Origin of the sequence: Acinetobacter sp. AL9 (assembly GCF_041464035.1) — a bacterium.
GTDB classification, from domain to species: domain Bacteria; phylum Pseudomonadota; class Gammaproteobacteria; order Pseudomonadales; family Moraxellaceae; genus Acinetobacter; species Acinetobacter towneri.
In genome coordinates this window covers 17,568-41,932 of record NZ_JAYFSK010000013.1, presented here as the reverse complement: position 1 = coordinate 41,932, position 24,365 = coordinate 17,568, and the positions used below count along the sequence as shown (strand labels likewise).

Below are 24,365 nucleotides of genomic sequence, written 5' to 3'. Positions count from 1 at the left end.
GTCAGCGAATGGCCGACTGCTGTTGTTAAAAATTATTGATGGTAGCTGCTGACCAAATCGACTTCATTTTTTGAGCCAATGATGACAGGCACACGTTGATGTAGGTCTGTGGGTTGGATGTCTAAAATACGCACACGACCTGTGGTTGCCGCACCGCCTGCTTGTTCCATGAGCATACTCATTGGATTGGCTTCATACATTAAACGTAAACGACCTGCTTTTTTCGGGTCTTTTAAGTCGTATGGATACATGAAAACCCCGCTACGGCAAAGGATACGGTGAATATCGCCCACCATACATGCAACCCAACGCATGTTAAAGTCTTTTTCGCGTGGCCCAGTTTTACCAGCCAAAAGTTCATCAATATAGCGTTTTACAGGTGCTTCCCAATGGCGTTGGTTTGAAGCATTGATCGCGTATTCTTTTGTATCGGCAGCAACTTGAATGTTGTCTGCAGTCACCAAGAACTCTTGGCTTTCTGGGTCAAAGGTAAAGAATACCACGCCTGCACCAACAGTGAGCGCCATCATGGTAGATGGGCCATACAGGACATAACCTGCAGCAACTTGTTGTGTACCTGCTTGCATAAAGTCTGCAGCTTGGGTCACGGCATGTTTTGCAGGTAAAATTGAGAAAATGGTACCCACACACATATTGATGTCGATGTTGCTTGAACCATCCAGTGGGTCAAATAACACTAAATATTGACCATTTTCCTGAGCAGGAGTGAATTCGTCTAATTCTTCCGACGCCAAACCACCCACATTAGGATGTTTTTGTAACGCATCAATTAAATAATCATTTGAAATAACATCTAATTTCTTTTGTTCTTCGCCTTGTACGTTTTCATTTTGTGCACTGCCTAATACGCCCGCCAATGCACCTTTTTGTAATGTTTGGTCAATTGTTTTGCAAGTATTGGCTATAGTTTCAATCACTTGAGCAAGTTCGGGTGTTAAATTTCCAGTTTGTTGTTGTAGAAATTGGGAAAGGGTGCGGTATGACATGACTGGAAAACTCCGAATGACTGCAAAAATGAGGATAACAATATGCTGCAATAGTTTAGATGAGAACGCGTTAAAAGAAAAATTAAACTCGACTATTTGCTGTGATTTTACCCTTGCAAGTCCTGCAGAAAGTGCTATGTTGATGTGAAGGATTTAATTTGAGATAGGAGCACAGATATGACAACGTTAAAGTTTGATGCGACTCCAACGCCAAGCGAAGGGATTAGTTTAGACGATATTTCTGAGGACAAGATGAAAGCCGCTTGGAAAGATTACGAGTCTAAACCTGAATATAAAAAGTTTAACAAGCATGATTTGATTGAATCTATGCAAACTGCAAAAGCTGATGCCGAGTCGGAATAACTGAAGCAAAGCTGTATTTCTGCACTTATCTGTTAGTTTTTAAAATATTCGTTTGCCCAGTTTTTTATGTCATAAAAAAGCGCCCTTGTAATAAAGAGCGCTTTTTTCGTATTGGGGAAACACGTTCTAAACGAGTTTTTCCCAAACAGCAAATTATTATTTCAATAATGGTGGAACAGCTTCGTAGTTAATTTCTACGCGACGGTTTTCTTTCCATGCATTTTCATCATGTCCAGGGTTGACTGGCATTTCTTTACCATAGCTCACTGCTTCAAGCTGACCTGCGTTAACGCCGCTGGTGATTAAGAAGCTCTCAACCGCTTTGGCACGACGCTCGCCTAAAGCCATGTTGTATTCGCGTGTACCGCGTTCATCGGTATGACCTGTAAGCGCTACTTTAGAGTTGGCATTCGCCATTAGAAACTGTGCATGTGCTTGTAGGGTCTGGTAATCATCATTAGATAATTCGCTGCTGTCGTAGTCAAAATGCACCACGCGCTTTGCCAAGAAAGCTTTGTTGGCTTCGGTTACACCTTTGGCAGATGCACCTGCAAGGTTTTGTGCATTTAAAGCTGCATCTTCACTCAAACCTTGAGTGTTGACTGTAGTTGCACCACTTGGCATTTGACCTGCTTGTAAGTCAGTCGTTGGTTTGCGGTTTGCACAACCTGTCATCACTAAAGCCGATGCCAAAACAGGGAGTACCAATAATTTCACTGCGTTCATCCTCATCTCCATGAAGCTTGATTTTTGGTTTTAAAACAGAACTGAAAACGTATTTACTTTGCGGGTACTCATTATTTTGGTGCCCACGCAGGTTCACGCACTTCGCCTTGCTCACTTGGTAAGTTCATGCGGAAGCGACCATCTAAAGACATAATCGACAATAAGCCACGTGCGCCTTCGCGTGTCGCGTACACTACCATTTGCCCATTTGGTGAGAAGCTCGGGGACTCATCTAAACTGGTTGGGGTTAAAATGTTGGTGATATTGGTGTTGATGTCTTGAATTGCGACTTTGTAGTTACTGCCACTTGGACGATGCACCAATGCCAGTTTACGACCATCGACACTGAGCGTACCACGTGCGTTAAATGCGCCACGGAAGGTTAGGCGTTTGCTGCTACCTGTGGCAAAGTCATAACGATAAATTTGTGCGGAACCACCACGATCTGAAGTGTAAATAAATGATTTACCATCTGGTGCATAGCGTGCTTCGGTATCAATCGCACTGTCATTGGTCATGCGTCGCAGTTCACGGGTACTTAAATTCATTTGATAAATTTCTGGATTGCCATGCATGGACGCGGTAAACAACATGCTTTGCCCATCTGGTGAGAAGCTAGGTGCACCATTTAAACCACGGAAACTGGCTAATTTTTCACGCTGACCTGTCGCTAAATCTTGCACATAAATAGCAGGACGTTTGGTTTCAAACGACACATAGGCAATTTTTTTTGCATCTGGTGTCCATGCAGGCGATAAAATTGGATCACGGGAAGTCAAAATGGTTTTAGGCTGTTCACCGTCAGTATCGGCAATTTGCAGGGTATAGCGTTGTTCAGGTGTTGCAGGATTACGCAGTACATAGGCAATGCGTCCGCTAAAATCACCTTTAATACCCGTAAGCGCTTCATAAATGGCATCACTGATCATGTGTGCAGCAGAACGCACGCGTGACGCAGGCACGCTCAATAATTCATTCAACAAATATTGCTGTTTTTGCACATCATAAAGTTGGTAATGAACTTCATAACCGCCTTCTGCAGTGGCTTTAACATTTCCTGTCACGACATAAGGTACACCTGCAGCTTGCCATGCAGCTGCATTGGGATGGTTCATGCTTGCAGTTACAGCAAGGTTTTTAGATGAACTGGTGAATTTACCTGAACGGTTTAAATCGTTTTCTACAATAGGATAAATACTTTGATCATTGCCAAACGGTACAATTGCAATTTTAGGTGCTTCTTCTGGCGCTTTGGCAATTTCTAAATGCAATTGTGCAAAAGATTGTGTGCTTAAAACTGGACTAAGCGCAGTTAAAGTAGCAAGACAAAGTAAGTGTTTACGCGTTGTTTCCATCATTCGCTATTTTCTCAAATCAACATAACTTTTTTGGATGTAATTGTGGTACATAATGGCATGCTTTGGTAGGAATGAAAGCATTAATTTATAATAAAACTGTTATAACACTGTGAAAATTTAAATTTATTTATACTCACGAATATTTTGAGAAGGAGTTAGCCGAATAGATGTTATTCGGCTAACTTGTAACTTATTGCGCTGTAAAGGTAGAGGTGAAGCTACGTGCTTCACGTCGTGCCTCTGGGTCTGATGGCATCGGATAAGGTGCTGCAGCACGAACAGCAGCCTCTACACTTGCTTTCATATCAGGGTCGCTAGAGTTAACCACGACAGACTGAACTGCGCCACTGTCACTTAAAGTCACACGAGCAGTTGCACGTTGACCTGAAGAACCTGCTGGGGTATCCCATGCTCGTCTAATTTTATTTTCAAAATCACGTTTAGCGGTGGATGCAATGCGTCTTACTTCGGCCTTTTTCTGAGCGGCTTCTTCTGCAGCTTTTTTGGCAGCTGAAGCTTTGGCTTCAGCGTCGGCACGCGCCTTCGCTTCGGCATCAGCTTTGGCTTTTGCATCTGCGTCAGCTTTACGTTTTGCATCAGCATCTGCCTTGGCTTTCGCGTCTGCAGCAGCTTTACGTTTTGCATCGGCATCTGCCTTGGCTTTTGCATCTGCGTCAGCTTTACGTTTTGCGTCGGCATCAGCTTTGGCTTTAGCATCAGCTGCAGCTTTACGTTTTGCATCGGCATCAGCTTTGGCTTTTGCATCTGCGTCAGCCTTACGTTTTGCGTCGGCATCAGCTTTGGCTTTTGCATCTGCGTCAGCCTTACGTTTTGCGTCGGCATCAGCTTTGGCTTTAGCATCAGCTGCAGCTTTACGTTTTGCATCGGCATCAGCTTTACGCTTTGCCTCAGCATCTGCCTTAGCTTTTGCATCTGCTTCAGCTTTGCGTTTTACTGCTGCATTGGCTTCGAGTTGACGTCTCTCTGCAGCTTCTGCTTTTTTCAGGGCTTCGGCTTCTTTACGACGTACAGTATCTGCTTCAGCACGTGCTTTGGCATCGGCTTGGGCTTTTGCTTTGGCGTCAGCTTCTCGTTGAGCTCGTTCTTCAGCGCGTGCTTGTTGAGCTTTTAAGCGTTCTGCTTCTAATTTTTGTCGCTCGGCAATTTGTTTGGCTTCAGTAGCTTGTCGTTCTGCACGTGCTTGAGCCTCTGCTGCTTGTGCAGCTTTTTGTGTATCAACTTGAGGCGCGGGCGGTGTAGGGGCTGCTGCAGGTGTCGGCATGACAGGTGCAGGTTCAAGCGCAGGTTCAGCAGTTTGAGTAATTTGCTCTGCTACATTTTCATGTGTCGTTTCAGCAGATTCAGTTTCTAATAAAGGTTTTAAATCTTCGGGTTTAATCAGTACTGTTTTAATGGGCTTAGGTGGCTCAGGTACTTTACTCATGCCCAAATAAAGCAAGCCAACCACTGCGACAAGGTGGATACCTACGGTGAACCCAATCGCGATGGCTTTTTGTTGAAAAGGTGGCTTTTTAAAATCTTTCATAAGTTACTTTAAAGGCTCGGTCAGCAATCCAACTTGGGTTAAACCTGTGTTTTGAAGTGTGTTCATCAGTGACATAACTTCACCATAAGAGCGTGATTTGTCGCCTTCAATAATTACTCTAAACTCTTTGTTTTCAGTCTTAGCCTGTTCCTGAGCTTGAGTGAGTATCGTTGTAAGTTCTTCAAGTGAAATAGGTTGGTTAGAACCAACATCTTTATATTTCAGGAAGTATCGCCCATCTTTATTTAAAGTTACCAAAGCATAAGCATCTTTCGATTCAATTGGGTTGCCATTGGCTTGTGGTAAATCGACTTGAATCCCACTGGTAATCATTGGTGCAGTGACCATAAAAATCACCAATAACACCAACATGACATCAATATAAGGCACTACATTCATGTCACTTTTGAGGGGTTTTTTAATGCGCTCGAAGCGTCCTGAGCGTTGAATGGCCATTAGTCGTGATCCTGAGTATTGCCTAAAGATTGACGTTGTAATAAAGCCACCATTTCTTCGGCAAATAAAGCACGATCAGAATAAATCGCTTCGCCTTTGGCGGTGTAATGGTTAAAAGCAAGTACTGCAGGAATAGCAGCAAATAAACCAATGGCTGTGGCAATGAGGGCTTCGGCAATCCCAGGTGCGACTGTTGCCAATGTGACTTGATCGACATCTGCCAGTCCAATAAAGGCATTCATAATACCCCAGACGGTCCCAAATAAACCCACGTATGGCGCAACTGAACCAATGCTGGCTAATGCACCTAAGCCTTGTTCAAGTTGAGCTTGGTCACGGCTTAAACCGACACGTAAAATACGCTCTGTGCCTTCAATCGTTTGTGAAGCATGTGCTTGGCGTTTTTTGAGTTTTAAAAACTCCCCTAAGCCTTGATAGAAAATATCTTCCAAACCGACACGTTTTGAATTGAGCTGTGCGTTGTTGTAAAGCGTATTCAGTTCTGCACCAGACCAGAAGATTTTCTGGAAATGCTGATCATCTGCTTGTGCTTTTTTATAGCTCATGTGTAACTTGGCAATCAGATACCAACTGTATAATGATGCTAAAAGCAGCGAGAGCATTACCAGCTGAACAACAGGACTTGCTTGTAAAATAAGATCAGATACTTGAAGAGATGATTCGAGTTGTGTTGCCATAGTTACTACATGTGCCAATTCATTTTTTAATCTTGTCCTAATTCTTTCAGAATAAGGCTACGAATTTCATCTGGTAGACGACGTGGTTTCATATCTGAACCCAGACAGGCCAATTCAACCTCGCCAGATGCAAGCATGATTTCACCACGATAAATATTTTGTTGCAATACAAATGATGACGCTTTACACGAAACTACACTTGCTGTAACAGTTATTAGGTCATCCATTAAGATTGGACGTGAATATTTCACATTAATTTTATGCACGACAAAGTTGTAATCTTGTTGATGCCAATAATGATCAACACCCGATGCACGAAGCCATTCGGTACGGGTACGTTCCATAAAGCGAATATGGTTGGCGTGGTAAACAATGCCGCCTGCATCAGTATCTTCCATATAGATACGAATTTTAAATTCAAATTTATTCGCCATGATGATGTTCCGCTTCAATGTTGCAAAGTTGTTTGATAAGCAATACTTATAGCTTACGCCGTGTCTGTGAAATTGACGTGAATCGGGGCTATAAGTCAAGCTGTGTATAGCATGGCAGTTTATCATTCTCAACGCTTCGTCCAATGGCACAAGATTTCAAACATGCTTTTAAGTTAAAATTAGCTGCCTGCCTGATACATGCAGATGATCCACCCCAATGAGCAGCACATGAGCCGTTTAGTTAAATTTTTTGTGGTAATTGCCATATTGTATTTGTTGTGGATGACGCTGTTCCAGCCAGATGGAGGAATTGCGGATAGCACAACCTATCAGTCATCGCAGCAAGTGCATCAATTTAAAGACTATACCATTCAAGCTTTGGAAACCTATGAAGGTGAGTTTCGGGTATTGTCACGTGAAAATTATAATTTTGGACGTGAAGCCGAACTTAGCCCTGTCGATTTTGCTTTGGGATGGGGCGAAATGGCCAAGCCTGAAGTGTATAAACAGTTGTCTATTCGTCAAAGCAACCGTTGGTATCATTGGCGTTATGAACAAGCACCACCGATTCCTGTGCAAGAGATTGCAAGTTTGAGCGCTAATACGCATTTAATTCCTGCCACACCCGCGATTGCGACACAGTTAAAACAGATTGATGAAGATGATTTGATTTATTTGAAAGGTAAATTGGTTGAAGTTACTGCCGCAGATGGGTGGCAGTGGCGCAGTTCTTTAAGCCGTCATGATACAGGGGCGGGCGCGTGTGAATTAATGCTTGTTGAAGATGTGCGTATTATTGAAAATTAGGGTCTATCTACAGACCCAATTGACCTAAATATTTAATAGCTTAAAGGGAGATAGCTCCCTTCAAGCTATTTTTTCCTTTGAGCTATTTTTCTTTTGGCTCTGGCGGTGTCATCCCAAATTGTAAATACGCCATATTGGTGGCAATACGCCCGCGAGCGGTTCGCATTACATAACCTTGTTGAATTAGGTATGGTTCAATTACATCTTCCAAAGTGCCAGAGTCTTCAGCCATAGCAGCGGCCAAAGCTTCCACACCTGTAGGCCCACCATCAAAACGCTCTAATAACATTGATAAATAACGACGGTCTAAGGTATCTAAACCATCTTTATCGACATTCAGCATATCTAGCGCACGTTGTGCCATCTCTTGCGTGACTTCACCTGTGCCTTTGACCTGCGCATAGTCACGAACGCGACGCAATAATCGGTTGGCAATACGTGGTGTACCGCGCGAACGACGAGCGACTTCATTAGCTCCTGCATCGGTCATTGGCACATCCATTAAACTCGCCGAGCGTTTGACAATATGGGTCAAATCTTCAACCGAATAAAATTCCAAACGCTGCACAATACCAAAACGGTCACGTAACGGTGAGGTGAGTAAGCCTGCACGTGTGGTAGCGGCGACAAGGGTAAATGGTGGCAAGTCCAGTTTAATGGAGCGTGCTGCAGGCCCTTCACCAATCATGATGTCCAGTTGATAATCTTCCATCGCTGGATACAAAATCTCTTCAATCACAGGTGAAAGACGATGGATTTCATCAATAAATAACACATCACCTTCTTCAAGATTGGTCAGCATGGCGGCTAAATCGCCTGCGCGTTCTAAGACAGGCCCTGAAGTAGATTTAAGGTTGCCGCCCATTTCACGGGCAATAATATTGGCGAGTGTGGTTTTGCCTAAACCTGGTGGTCCAAAAATCAGGGTGTGGTCCAATGCTTCTGCGCGTCCACGGGCTGCACCAATGAAAATTTCCATTTGTTCACGCACTACAGGTTGCCCAATATAGTCATCGAGTGAAGTGGGGCGAATGGCGCGATCAATTTGATCTTCGGGTTTTTCAGAACCACTGATTAGACGGTCTTGCATATCGTGTTAACTAATCTCTTGAGCTGGGCATTTTGATGCTGCATGCACAGCCTCAAAGTATGAGTTGCGTTTAAATGCCTTTGCGAAGGCATGATTTTACTTTTGAAAGATCAAAAGTAACAAAAATCTTATATTGAGTTGAGGGTATATCCCTATACCCCAACTCAACGGGCGACATCCATGTCGCCAGTCATGTATCCAATATTGGAAAGATGAACTTACGCTAGGTTTGTTGGCATCTTTTATTTATTCATCGACTTTAATGCTGCACGGATAATATCACTGGCTTCGGTAAAATCGGCCTTGACTGCATTAATCAGTTTTTGTGCTTCGGCAGGTTTATAACCTAAAGACTGTAAAGCGGCTTCGGCTTCGGCAACAGCAGAATTGCTTGTAAACTGGATTTGAGTCGCAGTGGAATTGCTGCTGCTGACTTCGTTGGACATGGCTTTAAAGCGATCACGCAATTCAATCATCAGGCGTTCAGCGGTTTTTTTGCCCACACCTGGCACTTTAATCAGGGTGTTAATATCTTCATGTTCTACGGTGTGAATCAGTAACTCGACGCTTAAGGTTGATAAAATACCTAGCGCCATTTTTGGGCCGACACCATTGACTTTTAGTAAGGTTCGGAAAATGGTTTTTTCTTGGGCTTCTAAAAAACCATATAACAATTGAGCATCTTCACGCACGGCTAAATGCGTCCATAGGGTAATTTTCTGCCCTTTTTGTAATTGGCAAAATGTGGTGAGTGGCGTGTCAATTTCATAGCCCACACCATTCACATTCAGTAACACGGTTGGTGCTTCTAAAGCCAATACTTCGCCAATAAGACATCCGATCATATTTGTGATTCACTGATTAATTTAAAATAAGTTGCTGTTCGCATAGTAGAGCGCATTTTCACAAAAGGCAAAATCTGCGCTTAAATCCTACTACTATTTATATACAAGTATTGATATGCAAATTATTCATTACAGCAAGCCGACCTTATTGCCTTGTAATTCTTGCGATAAGTTATAGGCTTGGTGATCTGAAAACTTAGAGATAATATCCAAGACTTGCATAATATTGTCATAGTGATTATGCGCAAAATCTGCCCCTGAGCGTTGCAAGATTGACATTAAACGCTGCTCTTTAAAACTTAGGGTTTTATGTGGCGTGGTGAGTGGAATAAACGCATCCAAAATGTTTTGTAAACTTTGATGCGCAATAATTTCCAGCCCTGCCTTTTGTGGATGCTCGAAAATTTTCTCACGGGCTAAGTCTTTGGCGCAATTAATACCAATTTCAATATCTGCCGAGCAATATTGTAAAAGACTGCCTTTGAGCTGTCCCATCAGAATTTCCAAATGGTGTTTGGCAAATGCTGTAGTGACTTCATCGACCAAACGCTTCATGACCCGACCACGCAAAGCGGCAATTTTTTGTTGCCATGTGGTACGTGCCATCGCCAGTTCTGCTGGAATACCGTAGTCACCAATCAAGTTTAAAAAGATCGGTTCAACTTCTTCATAGCTGAGCATGTTTAAAATAATGCCATCTTCCAAATCAATTAAGGCATAGCAAATATCATCCGCCGCTTCCAATAAATACGTCAGTGGATGACGACAATAGTGATAATCGCCCAATTGAATCAGGCCAAGCTGTTCTGCAATTTGTTTGAGAATTTCTTTTTCAGCTTGGTAACAACCAAATTTATCACGTTGATTGGCAGGGCGGTTGCCTTGTTCGGCAATGGTTTTGGAGAGCCACGGATATTTTAAATAAGCGCCTAAAGTGGCATAGGTTAAACGCATGCCGCCATCATTTGGATGATAGTCAATTTTGGTGAGTAGACGTAAACCTTGCGCATTGCCTTCAAATTGACGTACGTCGGCTTCTTCTTCATCACTAAGTTTGGCGAGGAAATTGCCGTGTGAAGCATCATCAAACCATTCACGAATGGCGTATTCGCCTGCATGTCCGAAAGGTGGATTGCCAATATCATGTGCCAAGCATGCGGCTTGAATAATCGCACCGACATCGGCAGGGGAAATCCACATAGGCAAGTGGTCTTTAATTTTTTCTGCAGCCAACATCCCTAATGAACGTCCAATACAAGACACTTCTAAAGAATGGGTTAGGCGAGTGTGAATACCATCGTGTTGAGTCAATGGATGGACTTGGGTTTTACGGTTTAACTGTCTAAAACTTTGCGAAAAAATAATACGGTCATAATCTTTATGAAAAGGGCTGCGCGCCTGTTCTGTACTTTGTTTTTTACTACCAATTCGAACTGTGGAAAGCAGTTCTAACCAACGCATTTGAGTCATTTATCATTATTCACTATGTGCTTGTTTTGCATCATGCCAAAAAAATGACAAAAGCTCTAGGGGCGTGCGACATGGCTTGTCTTTTTAAATCTAAATTCATACAAAATGGGGGATAAGTTTGTGGCGAAGCGTACTTTAAATTTTTTTTGGGGGCTATATAAATCGAGGATTGGATGATGCGTATAGGTTGCCAAAATAGCAACAATGCTCAAATTTTTATGCTAATTTCTAATTAATTGTGAAATGGATAGCGAAGTTTAAATATGCTCAAACTGATTTACTATGTGCCTGAATCTCATCTTGAAGAAACTAAACTGGCGGTTTTTGCAGCGGGTGCAGGTGGAATTGGCAATTATGAACATTGTGCATGGCAGGTTTTAGGCACAGGGCAATTTAAGCCTGTCAAAGGAGCAAATCCGTTTGTTGGCGAGTTAGATGCTTTGGAACACGTTGCCGAGTGGCGCGTGGAAACTATTGTACCTGAGCAAAATGCTCAGGCAGTCGCAAAAGCGCTCAAGGCAAGTCATCCTTACGAAGAGCCTGCCTTTGAGTTTATGCAACTTTTAGATATTAATTTTTAAAGACTTAAATACCAATTTTTAAAGAAAAATAGAATTGTACGATCACTCATATATGGATTGGGGCAAATATAAGTTGCGTAGATAGATTTTACTTTTCACGGGCGAAAAGTAACAAAAGCCCTCTGTTAGACTGATGGTACGTCCTGTACCACAGTCTAACGGGCGACATCCTTGTCGCCTTGTCACGAGTCGAAATGTGGCTAGGTTTTAAAAGTACAGTTGAAATATTAGGGTCTGTTGACACTTCATCTATGTTTGCGACGTGAGAGATATATCTCGCAAGGTTTTTTTAGCTGCTATAAGGCATGGGGCAGGAAATTTAGTTATTCTAAATGACTGACTCATAACGCAATAGCAGCAAAAAATATGCTCGTCCCCTTGCGCAGCAAACAAAGCAGCGCTTTGTTCTTGCTCATGTGGCTAAAACTTTCTCAGATTACGTTATGAAACTTGGCAATAGTCTCGCTATTCCTTGCGTTTCATGCCTAATCTGCTCAGTTTTAGCCTACAGTGCAAGCCATTTATGAAATGTTAACAGCCCCTAGACTTTCTGAATAAACAGGTCACGGTCAAAACGGTATTGCGGGAAAAAGACACCATCTTCGGCACGTTCACCTGCAGCAATCACCATCACTGGAAATTGTTGATCATTCAGTTTTAAGAGTTTGCGTACCATCGGCTCATCAAAACCTTCCATCATGCAGCTATCAAAACCGTGTGCGCGAAGGGCCAAGACCATATTTTCACAGGCGAGTGCTGTAGTTTTACTTGCCCAAAGTTTGGCATCTGCAGGGTTAAATGCAGTCACAGGTAATTGTTTATCTAAACTACGTGCAATTTTGAAAGCGACTTTCTTAAAGTTACCTAATGCGTTTAAGTAGCCAGTCATGTAGTTATAAGGAATAAACTTGTAATATTTTTTGACTGAAGCAGGTGCTTCAGGAAAAGGGAACTCGCTGATATTCTTTTTTGCCATTTCATCAACACGGTCTGTACGTGCAATACACACGATTAGCTCTGCTGCAGTACGAGCAGCGAGTTGTCCTAAGCAGGCTTTAACCAGTTGTTTTTTCTTGGCAGGATTTTGCACCACGACAAAAGTCCATGGTTGTAAATTAGATGAGTTTGGTGCCAATAAAGCCATATCTAAACAATCATCCAATACTTCCGCAGGAATGGTTTTGTCGGTAAATTTACGCACCGAACGACGGCTTTGAATGACTTTTTTAAAGTTTTCTACATCAATATCTTGTGGTGCAGGTTCAAAATAACGTTCTTTTTTTTCAGCTTTAACATCGGCTGGATTTGGATTAGACATTACAATTTTCCTCAATTTTTTAATGATTGACAGCTCATTGCAGAATATGGGGGCGAATAAAGAAAAAACCACATTCAGCCAAGATGAATGTGGTTTAAAACGTCTAGTTTACTTGAAATGAGTTTAATCGCATTTCAGTTAAACAACGTTTAATTAAATTGGCTGAAATCAGGTTTACGTTTTTGCATAAAGGCCTGCACCGCTTCCATCATTTCTGCTGAGCCGACACGTTGCATAAAAATCTCTGCTTCATGGTCAATCCACGCCACAATTTCATTGACATTATGTTTCATGAGGGCTTTAGATTGTTTAAGTGATGCCAATGGTAAAGCTGCCAATTGTGCTGCTTTTTGTTGCGCCGTTGCATAGACATCGGTTTCAATGCTATTAACTAAATTTGCCGATAATGCCGTTTCGCTATTGAATTTTTGTGCAGTTAGCAACAGTTCAGCCGCTTTGTGATAGCCTGCTTGTTCTACTAGAAGTTTGCTTGATGCACCTTCAGGCGATAAGCCCAAGCTCACAAATGGAATTTGGAATAGGGCAGTATTGTCGCTATATACCAAATCTGCATGTAATAGAATTGTGACACCAATGCCAATTGCCACCCCACGTACAGCTGCAATCAGCGGTTTAGAAAACTTAGCTGCAGATTTTAATAAGATGAATGGAGGGCCTTCGGCAGCAGGTAGTTGTCCTTTAAGTGCAGCAGACTTCATAAAGTCTTGCATGTCATTGCCAGCACTAAAATCTGCATCTGTGCCACGTAAAATTACACAACGTACTGCGTTGGACTGATCTGCTTCATCTAAGGCTTGTGCAATCCACAAATACAATTCACCATACAGCGCGTTTTTTGCTTCTGGTCGGTTGATGGCTAAAGTCAGTACGCCATTGTCTAAATTCGCATTCAAATGTGGGTGAGGTTGTTGAATACAGCTCAGTGTCATCGTACTATCCTTGCTTTGATTGGTTTGAATTTATGGCTCATTATGTCGCAAATTCGCAGCGCTGGCACAACTCATGAGTTCATAAAAAGTTAGTGAATGATGAGATTTGCGTTCCTAATTCAATGTGAAATATATTTAGAATTTGGGGTTGTTCATTTAAAAAATGAATAAGCAAGGCGGAATCTTAACGTCTATTAATTCTATTTTAGGATTAACCTTCGGTTCGACCTACTTTTGTTTTGGCAAAAGTAGGCAAAACCATTTGTCATCCACGAAACCTGCCCAATTATTGTTTTTGATTTATTATCTTGCAAAAACAATAATGAGTTGATACCACGCAGGTTGTGGATGACATTTCCGCGTATCAGATAGCATCATGTTGTTATCAAAATTAGGATTGGCGTATTTATTATGCAATATACGTTTGATTATTTGGTTTTCATTGGCCGCTTTCAGCCATTTCATTTGGCGCATTTGCAAACCATTCAAATTGCGTTAGCACGTAGTCATTATGTGATTTTGGCATTAGGTTCTGCACAAAATGAGCGCAATTTAAAAAATCCGTTTTTAGCCAAAGAACGTGAGCAGATGATTTTGTCTAACTTTTCACCTGAGATGCAAGAACGGATTAAGTTTGTGCATGTCGTAGATGTCTACAATGATGAAAAATGGCAAAAACTAGTCAAATCTTTAGTCGGTGAATTGATTCAACCGCAAGATCGTGTTGGTTTAATTGGGCATTTTAAAGATGACTCGTCTTATTATTTAAAGTTTTTCCCTGAATGGGAGATGGTAGAATTAGACAGCTTGCAAGATGCCATGTCTGCTACGCCTGCACGTGAGGCTTATTATCGTGGGGAAATACAGCCTAATTTTTTCCCGCAAGGCACAATTGATTTCTTAACCGCATTTCAAAACACGGAAATTTATCGTCAATTACAAGACAAATACCAGCAGCAGGACAGCAGTAATTTGACGGAATCATCCAGTTTTTAAATGAAAAAGGATGATTGAAAAAGCTTTCAATCATCCAGAACATTGTGTTTTTTTAGAGGCTGAAAATTAAGCCTGTAAAGCGGTTAAATCCGCAAGCACTTGCTCGGCATGTCCTGCAGCTTTGACTTTACGATATTCTTTCAGTAATTGACCTTGATGGAAAATAAAAGTAGAGCGTTCAATGCCCATAACTTTTTTGCCATACATATTTTTTTCTTTAATCACATCAAACAACTGACACAATACTTCTTCTTTATCGCTAATCAAGTTGATGCCTAAAGATTGTTTTTCGGTAAAGTTTTGATGGGCTTTGACTGAGTCGCGCGAAATGCCAATGATGGTGGTATTAAGCGCATCAAATTGTGGCTTTAGCGCAGTAAAATCGACAGCTTGTGTGGTGCAGCCTGGGGTAGAATCTTTCGGGTAAAAATACACCACTAACCAATCTGTACCAAGTTCGGTTAAATTGACTTCGCCTGTGGTTGCAGGAAAAGCTTGATTTGGTAATTGAATTGTCGTGCTCATATTTTTCTCCAAAATCATGCACATAAAAAACTAGCCACATAAAGTGGCTAGTTGAAATTGTTAAGAAAAATTATTTTTTCTCAGCCGCTTTCATTGCTTCTTCAGTTAAGGTTTTTAATTTACCTGTAAGCTGAGGACCAAAACAAGTTTGCAAATCTTTATTTTGCTTTTGTACAAAAGCTAAAGTCGCAGGGCTCTTTTTCTGGTTAATTGCGCTTTGAATTTCCCATTTTTGAGCGTTGGTTAATTTACCATCTGCTTCTACTGCACAAGTACAATATTTGCTTACTTCAGCTGTAGTCAGTTTTTTGCCTTTTGCAGTTTCTTCTTTACAAACATTAATTAAAGCTGCTTTTACATTGGTGCTTTTATATGCTTGTTGCAACTTGTCATTATTTGCGTGTGTCGTTGTTGCGAATAATGCAGCAACAGACATAATCGCAGAAACTATAATGTTTGATTTTAAATTTTTCATACACTTTACCTTGTTATGACGGTATATAACGCGTTGGGTCTGCAACACCGGCATCGGCAAAACCTTGTTTGCGTAAGCGACAGCTGTCACATTTACCACAAGCACGTCCTTGGTCATCTGCTTGGTAGCAAGAAACCGTTTGACTATAGTCTACGCCATGTTCAATACCTAAGCGAATAATATTTGCTTTGGATAAATGTAACAAAGGTGTCTCAAATTTTAACGGTTTGCCTTCTACGCCAACTTTGGTTGCCAAGCGTGCCATATTGGCAAAAGCATCAATAAATTCAGGACGACAGTCAGGATAGCCCGAATAATCTACCGCATTAATACCAATCACAATTGCTTCTGCATCAAAAACTTCGGCAGCTGCCAAAGCATAAGACAGGAAGATGGTATTACGCGCAGGCACATAAGTCACAGGAATACCTTCTTGCTCATGATCAGGTACTTCAATGCTGTGATCGGTCAGGGCAGAACCGCCCAAGTTGCCTAAATCAATATTAATCACACGATGCTCAATGCCTGCATTTTTAGTCAAGGCACGTGCAGCATCTAGCTCTGTAGTCGAGCGTTGACCATACATAAAACTAAGTGCAATACATTCATAACGCGCTTGTGCCCATGCCAAACACGTGGTTGAGTCTAATCCACCAGATAACAATACAATGGCACGAGGGCGCATAATTGAACTCCAAATTTTAAAATATAGCGATAGAACTTGAGCAAAAGTGTGAAGATTGACGTCAATACGAATGGGGATTCGTGAGGAGATTAACGACCTGTTTCATCATTCCAAAGCAATTTATGTAATTGCAATTGGAAACGAACAGGGAGATGGTCGGCTAAAATCCACTGTGCCAAATCACGTGCAAGTTGTGGCAAGGCGACTGCACCTTTTTCGACAGCAAATGCAGGGGAGAACCACACTGTATCGACTTTTTTATGCAACTGATATTGCTCAACTTGCTGCTTCGCCCAAAGATAATCGTCATGATTGCAAATCACAAATTTGATTTGATCATGTGGGTTTAAAAAATCTAAATTTGATAATAAGTTGCGTGACATTTCACCCGATGCAGGGGTTTTTAAATCCAGCACCTTCGACACACGGTTATCCACTTTAGAAATATCTAAAGCTCCACTGGTTTCCAAAGACACTTCACAACCTAAATCTGCCAAGCGTTGCATGAGTGGCAGTGCATTCGGTTGAGCCAGAGGTTCACCGCCCGTCACACATACATACGGTGTTTTAAATTCTAGCGTGGTTTGGATGATGTCATCTAAAGATTGACGTTCGCCACCTTCAAAAGAATAAGTGGTATCACAGTAATGGCAACGCAATGGACAACCCGTTAAACGAATAAACACGGTTGGCAAGCCCGATGTATTGGCTTCGCCCTGCAATGAATAGAAAATCTCCGTGATGCGTAAACCCGCAGACGGATCAGAAACAGGAATAGCGGAAGATCGGAGGGTATTCATAAAATTCATCACAGTATGTAAAAAAACAAAAATCCCTACGGTCATTGCTGGCCGTAGAGATGGAGAAAACTAAAAAAAGTTTAGTCTTCGCGTAATAAGTCGTTCAAACTGGTTTTTGCACGGGTTTTCGCATCTACTTTCTTCACAATGATAGCAGCATACAAGCTATAAGTGCCACATTTAGAAGGCAGGTTGCCAGAAACTACCACCGAACCTGCAGGTACACGACCATAATGGATTTCGCCAGTTTCACGGTCATAAATTTTGGTCGATTGACCAATATAAACGCCCATAGAAATGACAGAACCTTCTTCCACAATCACGCCTTCAACAATTTCAGAACGTGCGCCAATGAAGCAGTTGTCTTCAATAATAGTTGGGTTTGCTTGAAGTGGCTCAAGTACACCACCAATACCTACACCACCCGATAAATGCACGTTTTTACCAATTTGTGCACATGAACCTACAGTTGCCCATGTATCAACCATGGTGCCTTCATCTACATAAGCGCCAATATTGACATAAGATGGCATTAACACCACATTTTTGGCTTGGAATGAACCTTTACGTGCAACTGCTGGCGGTACAACACGCACACCTGCTTGTTTGAATTGCTCGTCAGTCCAACCTGTAAATTTCGTGTCTACTTTGTCGTAGAAACGCAAATCGCAAGATTCAATTGGCTTGTTATCATTGAGTTTAAAAGATAACAAAACTGCCTTTTTTAACCATTGGTGAACGATCCACTCACCATTAATTTTTTCAGCAACGCGTAATGTGCCGTTATCTAAACCTGCAATTGCTTGTTCAACTGCCTGACGAATTTCAGCGGGACAATCTGCAGCGCTGAAATTAGCGCGGTCTTCAAATGCTTGTTCAATGATTGTTGAAAGCTGAGACATCGATGTTCTTACCAGAAAAAAATTTTCCAAAGATTTTACACTATATTGAGTGAGGAATAGATAAAAATTGGAACAGATTGGAATTTATCCTTAGTAAGATAAACAAGTTAAGTTGCGCGCTAAATTGTTGAAGTTTTGAAAATAAATGCTTTTGCAATAAACAATAAGAATAAATTTGTATCAAAAAATAACAAAAACGGGGTAAATTTTGCATAAAAGCTGACCGCAACATGCTCTATAGTTTTCTCATGACAAACACGAATGAAAATTCAAAAAGTTTTAGTTTGAGGAGAAACACAATGAAAACTTTACATACAATTTTAGCCGCTTCGGTATTGGCAGCAGTTGCAGGTTCTGCAATGGCAGATACAGCTGTGGTAAAAGATGGCTATGCGTTTGATCGTAACCAATTAATTCCAACAGGTGTACGTGCTGAAGTAGGTACAACTGGTTATGGTGGTGCATTGCTTTGGACTGCAAACCCGTATGTGGGTTTAGCACTGGGTTATAACGGTGGTGATATTTCTTGGTCGGATGATGTCAAAATTGATGGTTCTGAATATGACCTAGATATGGATAACAACAACGTTTATTTAAATGCTGAACTTCGTCCATGGGGTGCAAGTGCTAACCGTTGGGCACAAGGTGTTTATGTAGCTGCGGGTGTAGCTTATTTAGACAATGATTATGGTCTTGAGCGTCGTGTTCAACCAGGTGAGGCCTTTAAAGTAAATAATACTAACTTTATCGCTGATCAAAATGGCAATGGTGTCGATATTAAAGGTCATATGGAATATAAAAATGACATCGCACCTTACTTAGGTTTAGGTTTTGCTCCAAAGATTAACAATAACTGGGGCGTGTTTGGTGAGGTTGGTGCATATTATACAGGTAATCCAAAAGTATCTTTAACAGGTAGTGGTGATGCTTTGACTGGCGGTCAAGACTTCCAAGATGCCTTACGTGCTGAAGAGCGAAAAATTGCCAATGATGACAAATACGAATGGATGCCAGTAGCGAAACTAGGTGTAAGTTACCACTGGTAATATCCATTAGTTTTAGCTAAACCTTAAAAAACGAGCTTCGGCTCGTTTTTGTGTCTTAAAAGCGATGTGCTAATTTCAAGTGATAAACCCAAGCCTCACGTTGTTCGAGTGAAGAAAAACTTGAAATTTGAGTGATCAATGACTGTGGTTGTACCGTGTCTGGCTTGGTAAAGTGCAAATAATGCAGACCTGCAATCATAAACGTTTTGGGGTTAAAGTGATAAACTGCGCCCGTACCAACACCAACATAACCATCTACAGGGTTTAAACTTGAGGCAGGATTACCTGCACCAGAATCCCATAATCCTTCCACCGCAGTGATCCACTTGGGTGACCATTGATGGGCAAAACCCAAACGCGTAGACCATTGATTCTTTTGATAATCAATCAGGTTGAACTGATTACCTAGTCCTTCAGATTGCAGAATTGCTGCAAATTGAGTGGGTTGAATTTTAAAATATTGCCAATTGACCCATCGCAATGATCCATACAGAAAATTTTGTGCAGGTAAACCTGTGTGAAAATCTAAATTCACCGATTCAGGTGTCTGAATTTCAGTTGCTTGTTGTGGTGCAATCTCTAAAGGAAATCCCCAAATACTTTCGCTTGCATTGGTACTGTGCTTGATTTTAGAGCGATAGGTAATTGCTGTATTAAATGCATATTCAGGAATTTGGTAGCTTACACCTGCCAACCAACCCCACGCATGGTCTTTTGGAAAATGTACGTGATAATCAAAAAAGGTATAGTCAACTTGTGTACCAATTTTCAGATCACCTGAAAATGACTGGTAACTCAGACCTGTAAAGAGGTTCCAATGTTGTGTGGGTTGATAGCCAATAAGCGCTGTAATATTTCTTGAGTCAAACTTAATATCTGCATTTTCTATAGGTAAAGGTTCGCCTGAAAGAATAGGACTATAGTGATAATCCACATCAACAAAATAAGGTTGGTCAAATAATAACGCCACAGAAATTTGTGGATGTGGTTGTAATTTTAATGCAGCTTGGATGAAGTGTTGATTATTGACTAAATTGCCTGTTGAAAAATCTTGAACGCCTAATTCGGCAATATTTTGTTGATGCTGTACCTGACCTGAAATATTGGTATCCACGTGTAGCAAAGCGACTTCCGCATAATTTCCTTTTTCAAATAATGCATGTACCGATTGACCGCTACGTTCTAAAGCGGCAGCAGAGGCATAACCTAGCGGCAGGACACACAGCAATCCAACAAAAATGTGAAATTTCATGTTACGTCCTTGGTCTAAATTATAGAATTGTGTTTAAAATCAAATTACGTTTTTTATTGTTGATTATATTTTATTCATGTTTCTGATAAATTAAAATCATTATTTTGATTATTTCTAGGCATTTAGATCAGCAAGAATTTTGCCAGAGAACTAAAAGAGAGCCTAGGCTCTCTTATGCATTATTGTTTTATTCTTCAGGATAGGCGATACGTTTTAAAGCTTTAATATCGGCATTCGGTGCACATAAAGAAATAAACTCATAGCCGTAACCACGTAGTAAGTGTCCTTTGCGAACCGCAATCCACGTGGTGTTTACCCCAAAAATATCAGTCTGGATTTGTTTTAGGCGGTAATCACGTTCTGCATCGTATGCCACATTGTTCACCACACCTACGCCCATGCCCAATTCAACATAGGTTTTAATGACATCTGCATCAAGTGCAGACATGACGATATTGACATCAATTCCTGCATCGGTAAATGCTTTGTCAATTTTAGAACGTCCCGTAAAGCCGCCGTGATAAGTGATGATTGGATATTCTGCCAAATCGGTCAGGCTGATCTCAGTTTTACTGGCTAAAGGATGATCTTGTGGGGTAATAATGCTGTGACACCAGTCATAATAAGGCACACTTGCTAAGTTCTCTTCAGTGGTTAGAGATTCAGTTGCAATACCAATATCGGCTTCACCTTGCAGCAGCATTTCGGCAATTTCTACAGGGCTGGCTTGTTGCAAAATCAAATGTACTTTAGGGAATTCTTTTTTAAACAAATTCACAATAGGCGGCAGCACATAACGCGCTTGGGTATGTGTAGTCGCAATGGTGAGCGTGCCTTCATCGACTTTATTAAAGTCATCGGCAAGGCGTTTAATGTTATCTGCATCAACCAACATGCGTTCGACAATACTCAGCAAAGCTTGTCCTGGCTCGGTTAAACCTAGTAGACGTTTGCCTTTGCGCACAAAAAGCTGCACACCAAGCTCATCTTCAAGGTCTTTAATGTGCTTACTCACGCCCGATTGAGAGGTGTATAGTGCTGCAGACGCTTCGGTTAAATTAAAGTTTTGCCGAACGGTTTCTCTAATAATTCTAAGTTGTTGGAAATTCATAGTGGTGCAACCCTAAAAAGGATGGAGCGGGTTAGGCTCCATCTTGATGTCCTTATGCGACTTGATTTTCAAATAAATGTAAAGTGATTACACTTAACCAAACCGTTTGATTTGGGCGGAATTGGTGCAGTTTCGCTTCATCTGCGGTGAGTGCAATTTCAATCAAATTCCCTTGACGATCTTGCAATTCTGCAACTACTTTACCAGCAATCCAAACCTCACGTAAGAAGGTCGCTTGAATGGTATTTTCCTGTGGTTGGGCATGAATATGCAACTCATCTGGACGTGCAAATGCAATCACTTTGCCTTGAGGCGCATTCGGTTGATTGAGAAGTTGTACGCGATCTTCACCAATTTGCACAATCCCTTGATGATGTTGTCCTTCAAAACGGTTGGCTTGACCTAAGAAGTCAAATACAAACGGAGTTGCAGGCTGTTCATACACTTCACGCGGTGAACCAATTTGTTCGACATTACCTTTGTTCATGACAATAATTTGATCGGCAACTTCGAGTGCTTCTTCCTGATCGTGGGTCACGAAAATTGAAGTGATGTGTAATTCATCATGCAAAGTTCTTAACCAACGACGTAATTCTTTACGCACTTTGGCATCAAGCGCACCAAAAGGTTCATCCAATAACAATACGCGTGGTTCTACCGCTAAGGCACGTGCCAAAGCAATACGTTGACGTTGTCCACCCGATAACTGCGCAGGATAACGGTCTGCTAAAAAGCTTAACTGTACCAAGTCGAGCAAACGCATAACACGTTTTTTAATCTCAGCTTCTGAAGGTCGGGTTGCACGTGGACGTACCCGTAAACCAAACGCGATATTGTCAAATACGGTCATGTGGCGGAATAGGGCATAGTGCTGGAAAACGAAACCGACTTGACGTTCGCGTACATGCACTTTGGTTGCGTCCTGACCTTCTAAAATCACTTGCCCACGATCTGCCGATTCTAGCCCCGCAATAATACGCAACAAGGTGGTTTTACCACAGCCTGAAGGCCCAAGCAGTGCTACCAATTGACCATCTGGAAAATCGAGGGAGATGTCTTTAAGTGCATGGAATGCACCAAAATTTTTTTCAATATTTTTAACTTGAATACTCATGCGGTCATTCCTTAAGAAACAGTTGAATCTTCATTGCGTTGGTTTTGCTTTTCTTGGCGAATTTCAACCCAAGTTTTTAAAATCAGGGTCACAATCGCGAGAAGTGCCAAGAGAGAGGACACCGCAAACGCAGCACTAAAGGTATATTCGTTATAGAGAATTTCGACGTGCAGCGGTAGGGTGTTGGTTTCTCCGCGAATATGCCCCGATACCACAGATACCGCGCCAAACTCACCCATTGCGCGGGCATTACACAGAATCACGCCGTAAATTAAACCCCATTTTATATTTGGCAAAGTGACTTTCCAGAAGGTCTGCCAACCCGATGCACCTAATACAATCGCAGCTTCTTCTTCCTCTGTGCCTTGCGCTTCCATTAAAGGAATCAATTCACGCGCCACAAAAGGTACAGTAATGAAGATGGTGGCAATCACAATTGCAGGTACGGCATATAAAACTTTGATGTCGTGTTCCATCAACCAGCCGCCCATCCAACCTTGTGTACCAAAAATCAGGACTAGCATTAAACCTGCAATGACAGGAGAAACTGAAAAAGGCATATCAATTAAGGTGGTGAGAATCGACTTACCACGGAAATTGAATTTCGCCACTGACCACGCTGCGGCAATACCAAATACCACGTTTAAAGGTACGGCAATGGCTGCAGTGAGTAAGGTTAATTTCACTGCCGATAAAGTGTCAGGATGCACCAATGCTTGTGCATAGACACCAATGCCTTGTTTAAAGGCTTCTACAAAAACCAAAATCAGCGGCAAAATCAGACAGCTTAAGAAGAAAATGAAGGCAATTGCAATCAGGGTATAGCGTACCCAAGTCGGTTCACGTGTTGCATCGCGTGATTGTAGTTTTTCAGCCAAAGCATTGCTGTTGGTATTTAAACTCATCGTGCAGTTCTCCCTGTGCGACGACTTGCCCATGCTTGTAATAAGTTAATTAAGAACAGCATGACAAAAGAAATCAGCAACATCACCACAGCAATTGTGGTTGCACCTGCGTAGTCATATTCTTCTAAACGAGAAATAATCATTAAGGGTGCAATTTCAGTTTTAAATGGTTGGTTACCTGCAATGAATATCACCGAGCCATATTCACCTACGCCACGCGCAAATGCGAGGGCAAAACCTGTAATCAGTGCAGGCAATAAAATAGGGAAAATCACTTTGGTGACAATTTGAAAGCGGTTAGCCCCTAGCGCAGATGCTGCTTCTTCCAACTCGGTTTCTAAGTCACTGAGTACGGGTTGCACGGTACGCACAACAAATGGAATACCAATAAAAATCAGGGCAAGGGTAATCCCGATAGGGGTATACGCGACTTTAATGCCTAATGGTTCTAAATATTGTCCAATCCAGCCAGTCGGTGCGTATAAAGAAGTCAGGGCAATACCCGCAACTGCAGTAGGCAATGCAAAAGGTAAATCGACCAAAGAATCTATAATACGTTTGCCCGGAAAGCTGTATCTGACCAAACACCATGCCAATAATAAGCCGAAGACGACATTAATAAAGGCTGCAATGAGCGCAGCGCTAAAACTGAGTTGCAAAGATTTTTGGATACGTTCTGAACTTAAAATTTCCCATAAACCATCCCAACCGATACCCAGCGATTTAATAAATACAGCCGATAAGGGAATAAGAACAATTAAGGATAAATACGCTAGGGTAAAGCCTAGAGAAAGACCAAATCCTGGCAGCACTTTGGATCGCTGCGACATGATGACTCCTCAAAAGAGAGAATGAGTGTTTGAAAACAAACAGATAAAAGTAAAAGATAAATTCGGCACAAGCAT

At 41.6% G+C, this 24,365-nt stretch carries 27 protein-coding genes; 5 read left to right on the top strand and 22 right to left on the bottom strand.

Annotation, left to right across the window (positions count from 1 at the left end; genetic code table 11):
* Nucleotides 1-32: 32 nt before the first annotated feature.
* Nucleotides 33-1,007, bottom strand: coding sequence for a class 1 fructose-bisphosphatase (locus tag ACEO2X_RS04885; protein WP_096901127.1), 975 nt, complete (start codon nucleotides 1,005-1,007; stop codon nucleotides 33-35).
* Between the two features lie 177 nt (nucleotides 1,008-1,184).
* On the opposite strand from ACEO2X_RS04885, the gene ACEO2X_RS04880 reads away from it, so the two are divergent.
* Nucleotides 1,185-1,370, top strand: a complete 186-nt coding sequence (locus tag ACEO2X_RS04880) for an NF038105 family protein (RefSeq protein WP_004971800.1) — start codon at nucleotides 1,185-1,187, stop codon at nucleotides 1,368-1,370.
* Between the two features lie 156 nt (nucleotides 1,371-1,526).
* Here ACEO2X_RS04880 and pal read toward each other — a convergent pair whose 3' ends face one another.
* The 6 genes from pal to ybgC form a co-directional block, all read right to left on the bottom strand.
* Complete coding sequence (gene pal, locus ACEO2X_RS04875) at nucleotides 1,527-2,096, bottom strand: peptidoglycan-associated lipoprotein Pal (protein ID WP_096901126.1); 570 nt, start codon at nucleotides 2,094-2,096, stop codon at nucleotides 1,527-1,529.
* Between the two features lie 71 nt (nucleotides 2,097-2,167).
* Nucleotides 2,168-3,451, bottom strand: a complete 1,284-nt coding sequence (gene tolB, locus ACEO2X_RS04870; RefSeq protein ID WP_371971151.1) for a Tol-Pal system beta propeller repeat protein TolB — start codon at nucleotides 3,449-3,451, stop codon at nucleotides 2,168-2,170.
* A gap of 193 nt (nucleotides 3,452-3,644) precedes the next feature.
* Nucleotides 3,645-5,000 carry a cell envelope integrity protein TolA gene (gene tolA, locus ACEO2X_RS04865; RefSeq protein WP_096901124.1) on the bottom strand — a complete coding sequence of 452 codons (1,356 nt, stop codon included), beginning with the start codon at nucleotides 4,998-5,000 and terminating at the stop codon, nucleotides 3,645-3,647.
* A gap of 3 nt (nucleotides 5,001-5,003) precedes the next feature.
* On the bottom strand, nucleotides 5,004-5,456 hold the full coding sequence (gene tolR / locus ACEO2X_RS04860; RefSeq protein ID WP_096901123.1) for a protein TolR: 453 nt from the start codon (nucleotides 5,454-5,456) through the stop codon (nucleotides 5,004-5,006).
* The gene (tolQ, locus tag ACEO2X_RS04855; RefSeq protein WP_096901122.1) at nucleotides 5,456-6,154 is read right to left on the bottom strand and encodes a protein TolQ; all 699 of its coding nucleotides are present in this window, start codon (nucleotides 6,152-6,154) and stop codon (nucleotides 5,456-5,458) included. Before tolQ ends, tolR begins: the two co-directional genes overlap by 1 nt.
* Before the next feature lie 26 nt (nucleotides 6,155-6,180).
* Nucleotides 6,181-6,588: a tol-pal system-associated acyl-CoA thioesterase gene (ybgC, locus tag ACEO2X_RS04850; RefSeq protein ID WP_004971791.1), complete on the bottom strand. Its 408-nt coding sequence runs from the start codon at nucleotides 6,586-6,588 to the stop codon at nucleotides 6,181-6,183.
* A 228-nt stretch (nucleotides 6,589-6,816) separates the two neighbouring features.
* On the opposite strand from ybgC, the gene ACEO2X_RS04845 reads away from it, so the two are divergent.
* Complete coding sequence (locus tag ACEO2X_RS04845) at nucleotides 6,817-7,395, top strand: hypothetical protein (protein ID WP_004971789.1); 579 nt, start codon at nucleotides 6,817-6,819, stop codon at nucleotides 7,393-7,395.
* A gap of 82 nt (nucleotides 7,396-7,477) precedes the next feature.
* On the opposite strand, the gene ruvB is transcribed toward ACEO2X_RS04845, so the two are convergent.
* The 3 genes from ruvB to ACEO2X_RS04830 form a co-directional block, all read right to left on the bottom strand.
* On the bottom strand, nucleotides 7,478-8,485 hold the full coding sequence (ruvB, locus tag ACEO2X_RS04840; protein ID WP_096901121.1) for a Holliday junction branch migration DNA helicase RuvB: 1,008 nt from the start codon (nucleotides 8,483-8,485) through the stop codon (nucleotides 7,478-7,480).
* Nucleotides 8,486-8,727: 242 nt separating this feature from the next.
* Nucleotides 8,728-9,330, bottom strand: coding sequence for a Holliday junction branch migration protein RuvA (gene ruvA, locus ACEO2X_RS04835; protein WP_371971145.1), 603 nt, complete (start codon nucleotides 9,328-9,330; stop codon nucleotides 8,728-8,730).
* 129 nt (nucleotides 9,331-9,459) lie between these two features.
* Entirely contained in the window at nucleotides 9,460-10,800 is a 1,341-nt protein-coding gene (locus ACEO2X_RS04830; protein ID WP_096901119.1) for a deoxyguanosinetriphosphate triphosphohydrolase, read from the bottom strand.
* Between the two features lie 263 nt (nucleotides 10,801-11,063).
* On the opposite strand from ACEO2X_RS04830, the gene ACEO2X_RS04825 reads away from it, so the two are divergent.
* The gene (locus ACEO2X_RS04825; protein ID WP_167845893.1) at nucleotides 11,064-11,381 is read left to right on the top strand and encodes an NGG1p interacting factor NIF3; all 318 of its coding nucleotides are present in this window, start codon (nucleotides 11,064-11,066) and stop codon (nucleotides 11,379-11,381) included.
* Between the two features lie 541 nt (nucleotides 11,382-11,922).
* Here ACEO2X_RS04825 and ACEO2X_RS04820 read toward each other — a convergent pair.
* Nucleotides 11,923-12,699, bottom strand: a complete 777-nt coding sequence (locus ACEO2X_RS04820) for a nitroreductase family protein (RefSeq protein ID WP_371971144.1) — start codon at nucleotides 12,697-12,699, stop codon at nucleotides 11,923-11,925.
* 149 nt (nucleotides 12,700-12,848) lie between these two features.
* Nucleotides 12,849-13,649, bottom strand: a complete 801-nt coding sequence (locus tag ACEO2X_RS04815) for an enoyl-CoA hydratase-related protein (protein ID WP_096901116.1) — start codon at nucleotides 13,647-13,649, stop codon at nucleotides 12,849-12,851.
* A 411-nt stretch (nucleotides 13,650-14,060) separates the two neighbouring features.
* Between ACEO2X_RS04815 and ACEO2X_RS04810 the strand changes: the two genes are divergently transcribed.
* Nucleotides 14,061-14,645, top strand: coding sequence for a nicotinate-nicotinamide nucleotide adenylyltransferase (locus tag ACEO2X_RS04810; protein ID WP_371971143.1), 585 nt, complete (start codon nucleotides 14,061-14,063; stop codon nucleotides 14,643-14,645).
* Nucleotides 14,646-14,711: 66 nt separating this feature from the next.
* Here ACEO2X_RS04810 and ACEO2X_RS04805 read toward each other — a convergent pair whose 3' ends face one another.
* The 5 genes from ACEO2X_RS04805 to dapD form a co-directional block, all read right to left on the bottom strand.
* The gene (locus ACEO2X_RS04805; RefSeq protein ID WP_096901114.1) at nucleotides 14,712-15,170 is read right to left on the bottom strand and encodes a peroxiredoxin; all 459 of its coding nucleotides are present in this window, start codon (nucleotides 15,168-15,170) and stop codon (nucleotides 14,712-14,714) included.
* 70 nt (nucleotides 15,171-15,240) lie between these two features.
* Entirely contained in the window at nucleotides 15,241-15,645 is a 405-nt protein-coding gene (locus ACEO2X_RS04800; protein ID WP_004971768.1) for a hypothetical protein, read from the bottom strand.
* Nucleotides 15,646-15,658: 13 nt separating this feature from the next.
* Entirely contained in the window at nucleotides 15,659-16,330 is a 672-nt protein-coding gene (gene queC / locus ACEO2X_RS04795) for a 7-cyano-7-deazaguanine synthase QueC (RefSeq protein WP_136144778.1), read from the bottom strand.
* Between the two features lie 89 nt (nucleotides 16,331-16,419).
* The gene (gene queE / locus ACEO2X_RS04790; protein WP_136144777.1) at nucleotides 16,420-17,130 is read right to left on the bottom strand and encodes a 7-carboxy-7-deazaguanine synthase QueE; all 711 of its coding nucleotides are present in this window, start codon (nucleotides 17,128-17,130) and stop codon (nucleotides 16,420-16,422) included.
* Nucleotides 17,131-17,210: 80 nt separating this feature from the next.
* Nucleotides 17,211-18,032 carry a 2,3,4,5-tetrahydropyridine-2,6-dicarboxylate N-succinyltransferase gene (dapD, locus tag ACEO2X_RS04785; protein ID WP_004971762.1) on the bottom strand — a complete coding sequence of 274 codons (822 nt, stop codon included), beginning with the start codon at nucleotides 18,030-18,032 and terminating at the stop codon, nucleotides 17,211-17,213.
* A gap of 299 nt (nucleotides 18,033-18,331) precedes the next feature.
* On the opposite strand from dapD, the gene carO reads away from it, so the two are divergent.
* On the top strand, nucleotides 18,332-19,078 hold the full coding sequence (carO, locus tag ACEO2X_RS04780; protein ID WP_179989038.1) for an ornithine uptake porin CarO: 747 nt from the start codon (nucleotides 18,332-18,334) through the stop codon (nucleotides 19,076-19,078).
* A 55-nt stretch (nucleotides 19,079-19,133) separates the two neighbouring features.
* Here the strand turns inward: carO and ACEO2X_RS04775 are convergent, their stop codons facing one another.
* The 5 genes from ACEO2X_RS04775 to cysT form a co-directional block, all read right to left on the bottom strand.
* Nucleotides 19,134-20,330 (bottom strand): outer membrane protein transport protein, encoded by a 1,197-nt coding sequence (locus tag ACEO2X_RS04775; RefSeq protein ID WP_179989037.1) that lies wholly within the window; start codon nucleotides 20,328-20,330, stop codon nucleotides 19,134-19,136.
* 187 nt (nucleotides 20,331-20,517) lie between these two features.
* Nucleotides 20,518-21,441, bottom strand: a complete 924-nt coding sequence (locus ACEO2X_RS04770) for a CysB family HTH-type transcriptional regulator (protein WP_178318841.1) — start codon at nucleotides 21,439-21,441, stop codon at nucleotides 20,518-20,520.
* 52 nt (nucleotides 21,442-21,493) lie between these two features.
* Entirely contained in the window at nucleotides 21,494-22,555 is a 1,062-nt protein-coding gene (locus ACEO2X_RS04765) for a sulfate/molybdate ABC transporter ATP-binding protein (protein WP_154320896.1), read from the bottom strand.
* Nucleotides 22,556-22,566: 11 nt separating this feature from the next.
* The gene (gene cysW / locus ACEO2X_RS04760; RefSeq protein WP_096901108.1) at nucleotides 22,567-23,460 is read right to left on the bottom strand and encodes a sulfate ABC transporter permease subunit CysW; all 894 of its coding nucleotides are present in this window, start codon (nucleotides 23,458-23,460) and stop codon (nucleotides 22,567-22,569) included.
* On the bottom strand, nucleotides 23,457-24,290 hold the full coding sequence (gene cysT, locus ACEO2X_RS04755) for a sulfate ABC transporter permease subunit CysT (protein ID WP_004971748.1): 834 nt from the start codon (nucleotides 24,288-24,290) through the stop codon (nucleotides 23,457-23,459). Before cysT ends, cysW begins: the two co-directional genes overlap by 4 nt.
* Nucleotides 24,291-24,365 lie beyond the last annotated feature (75 nt).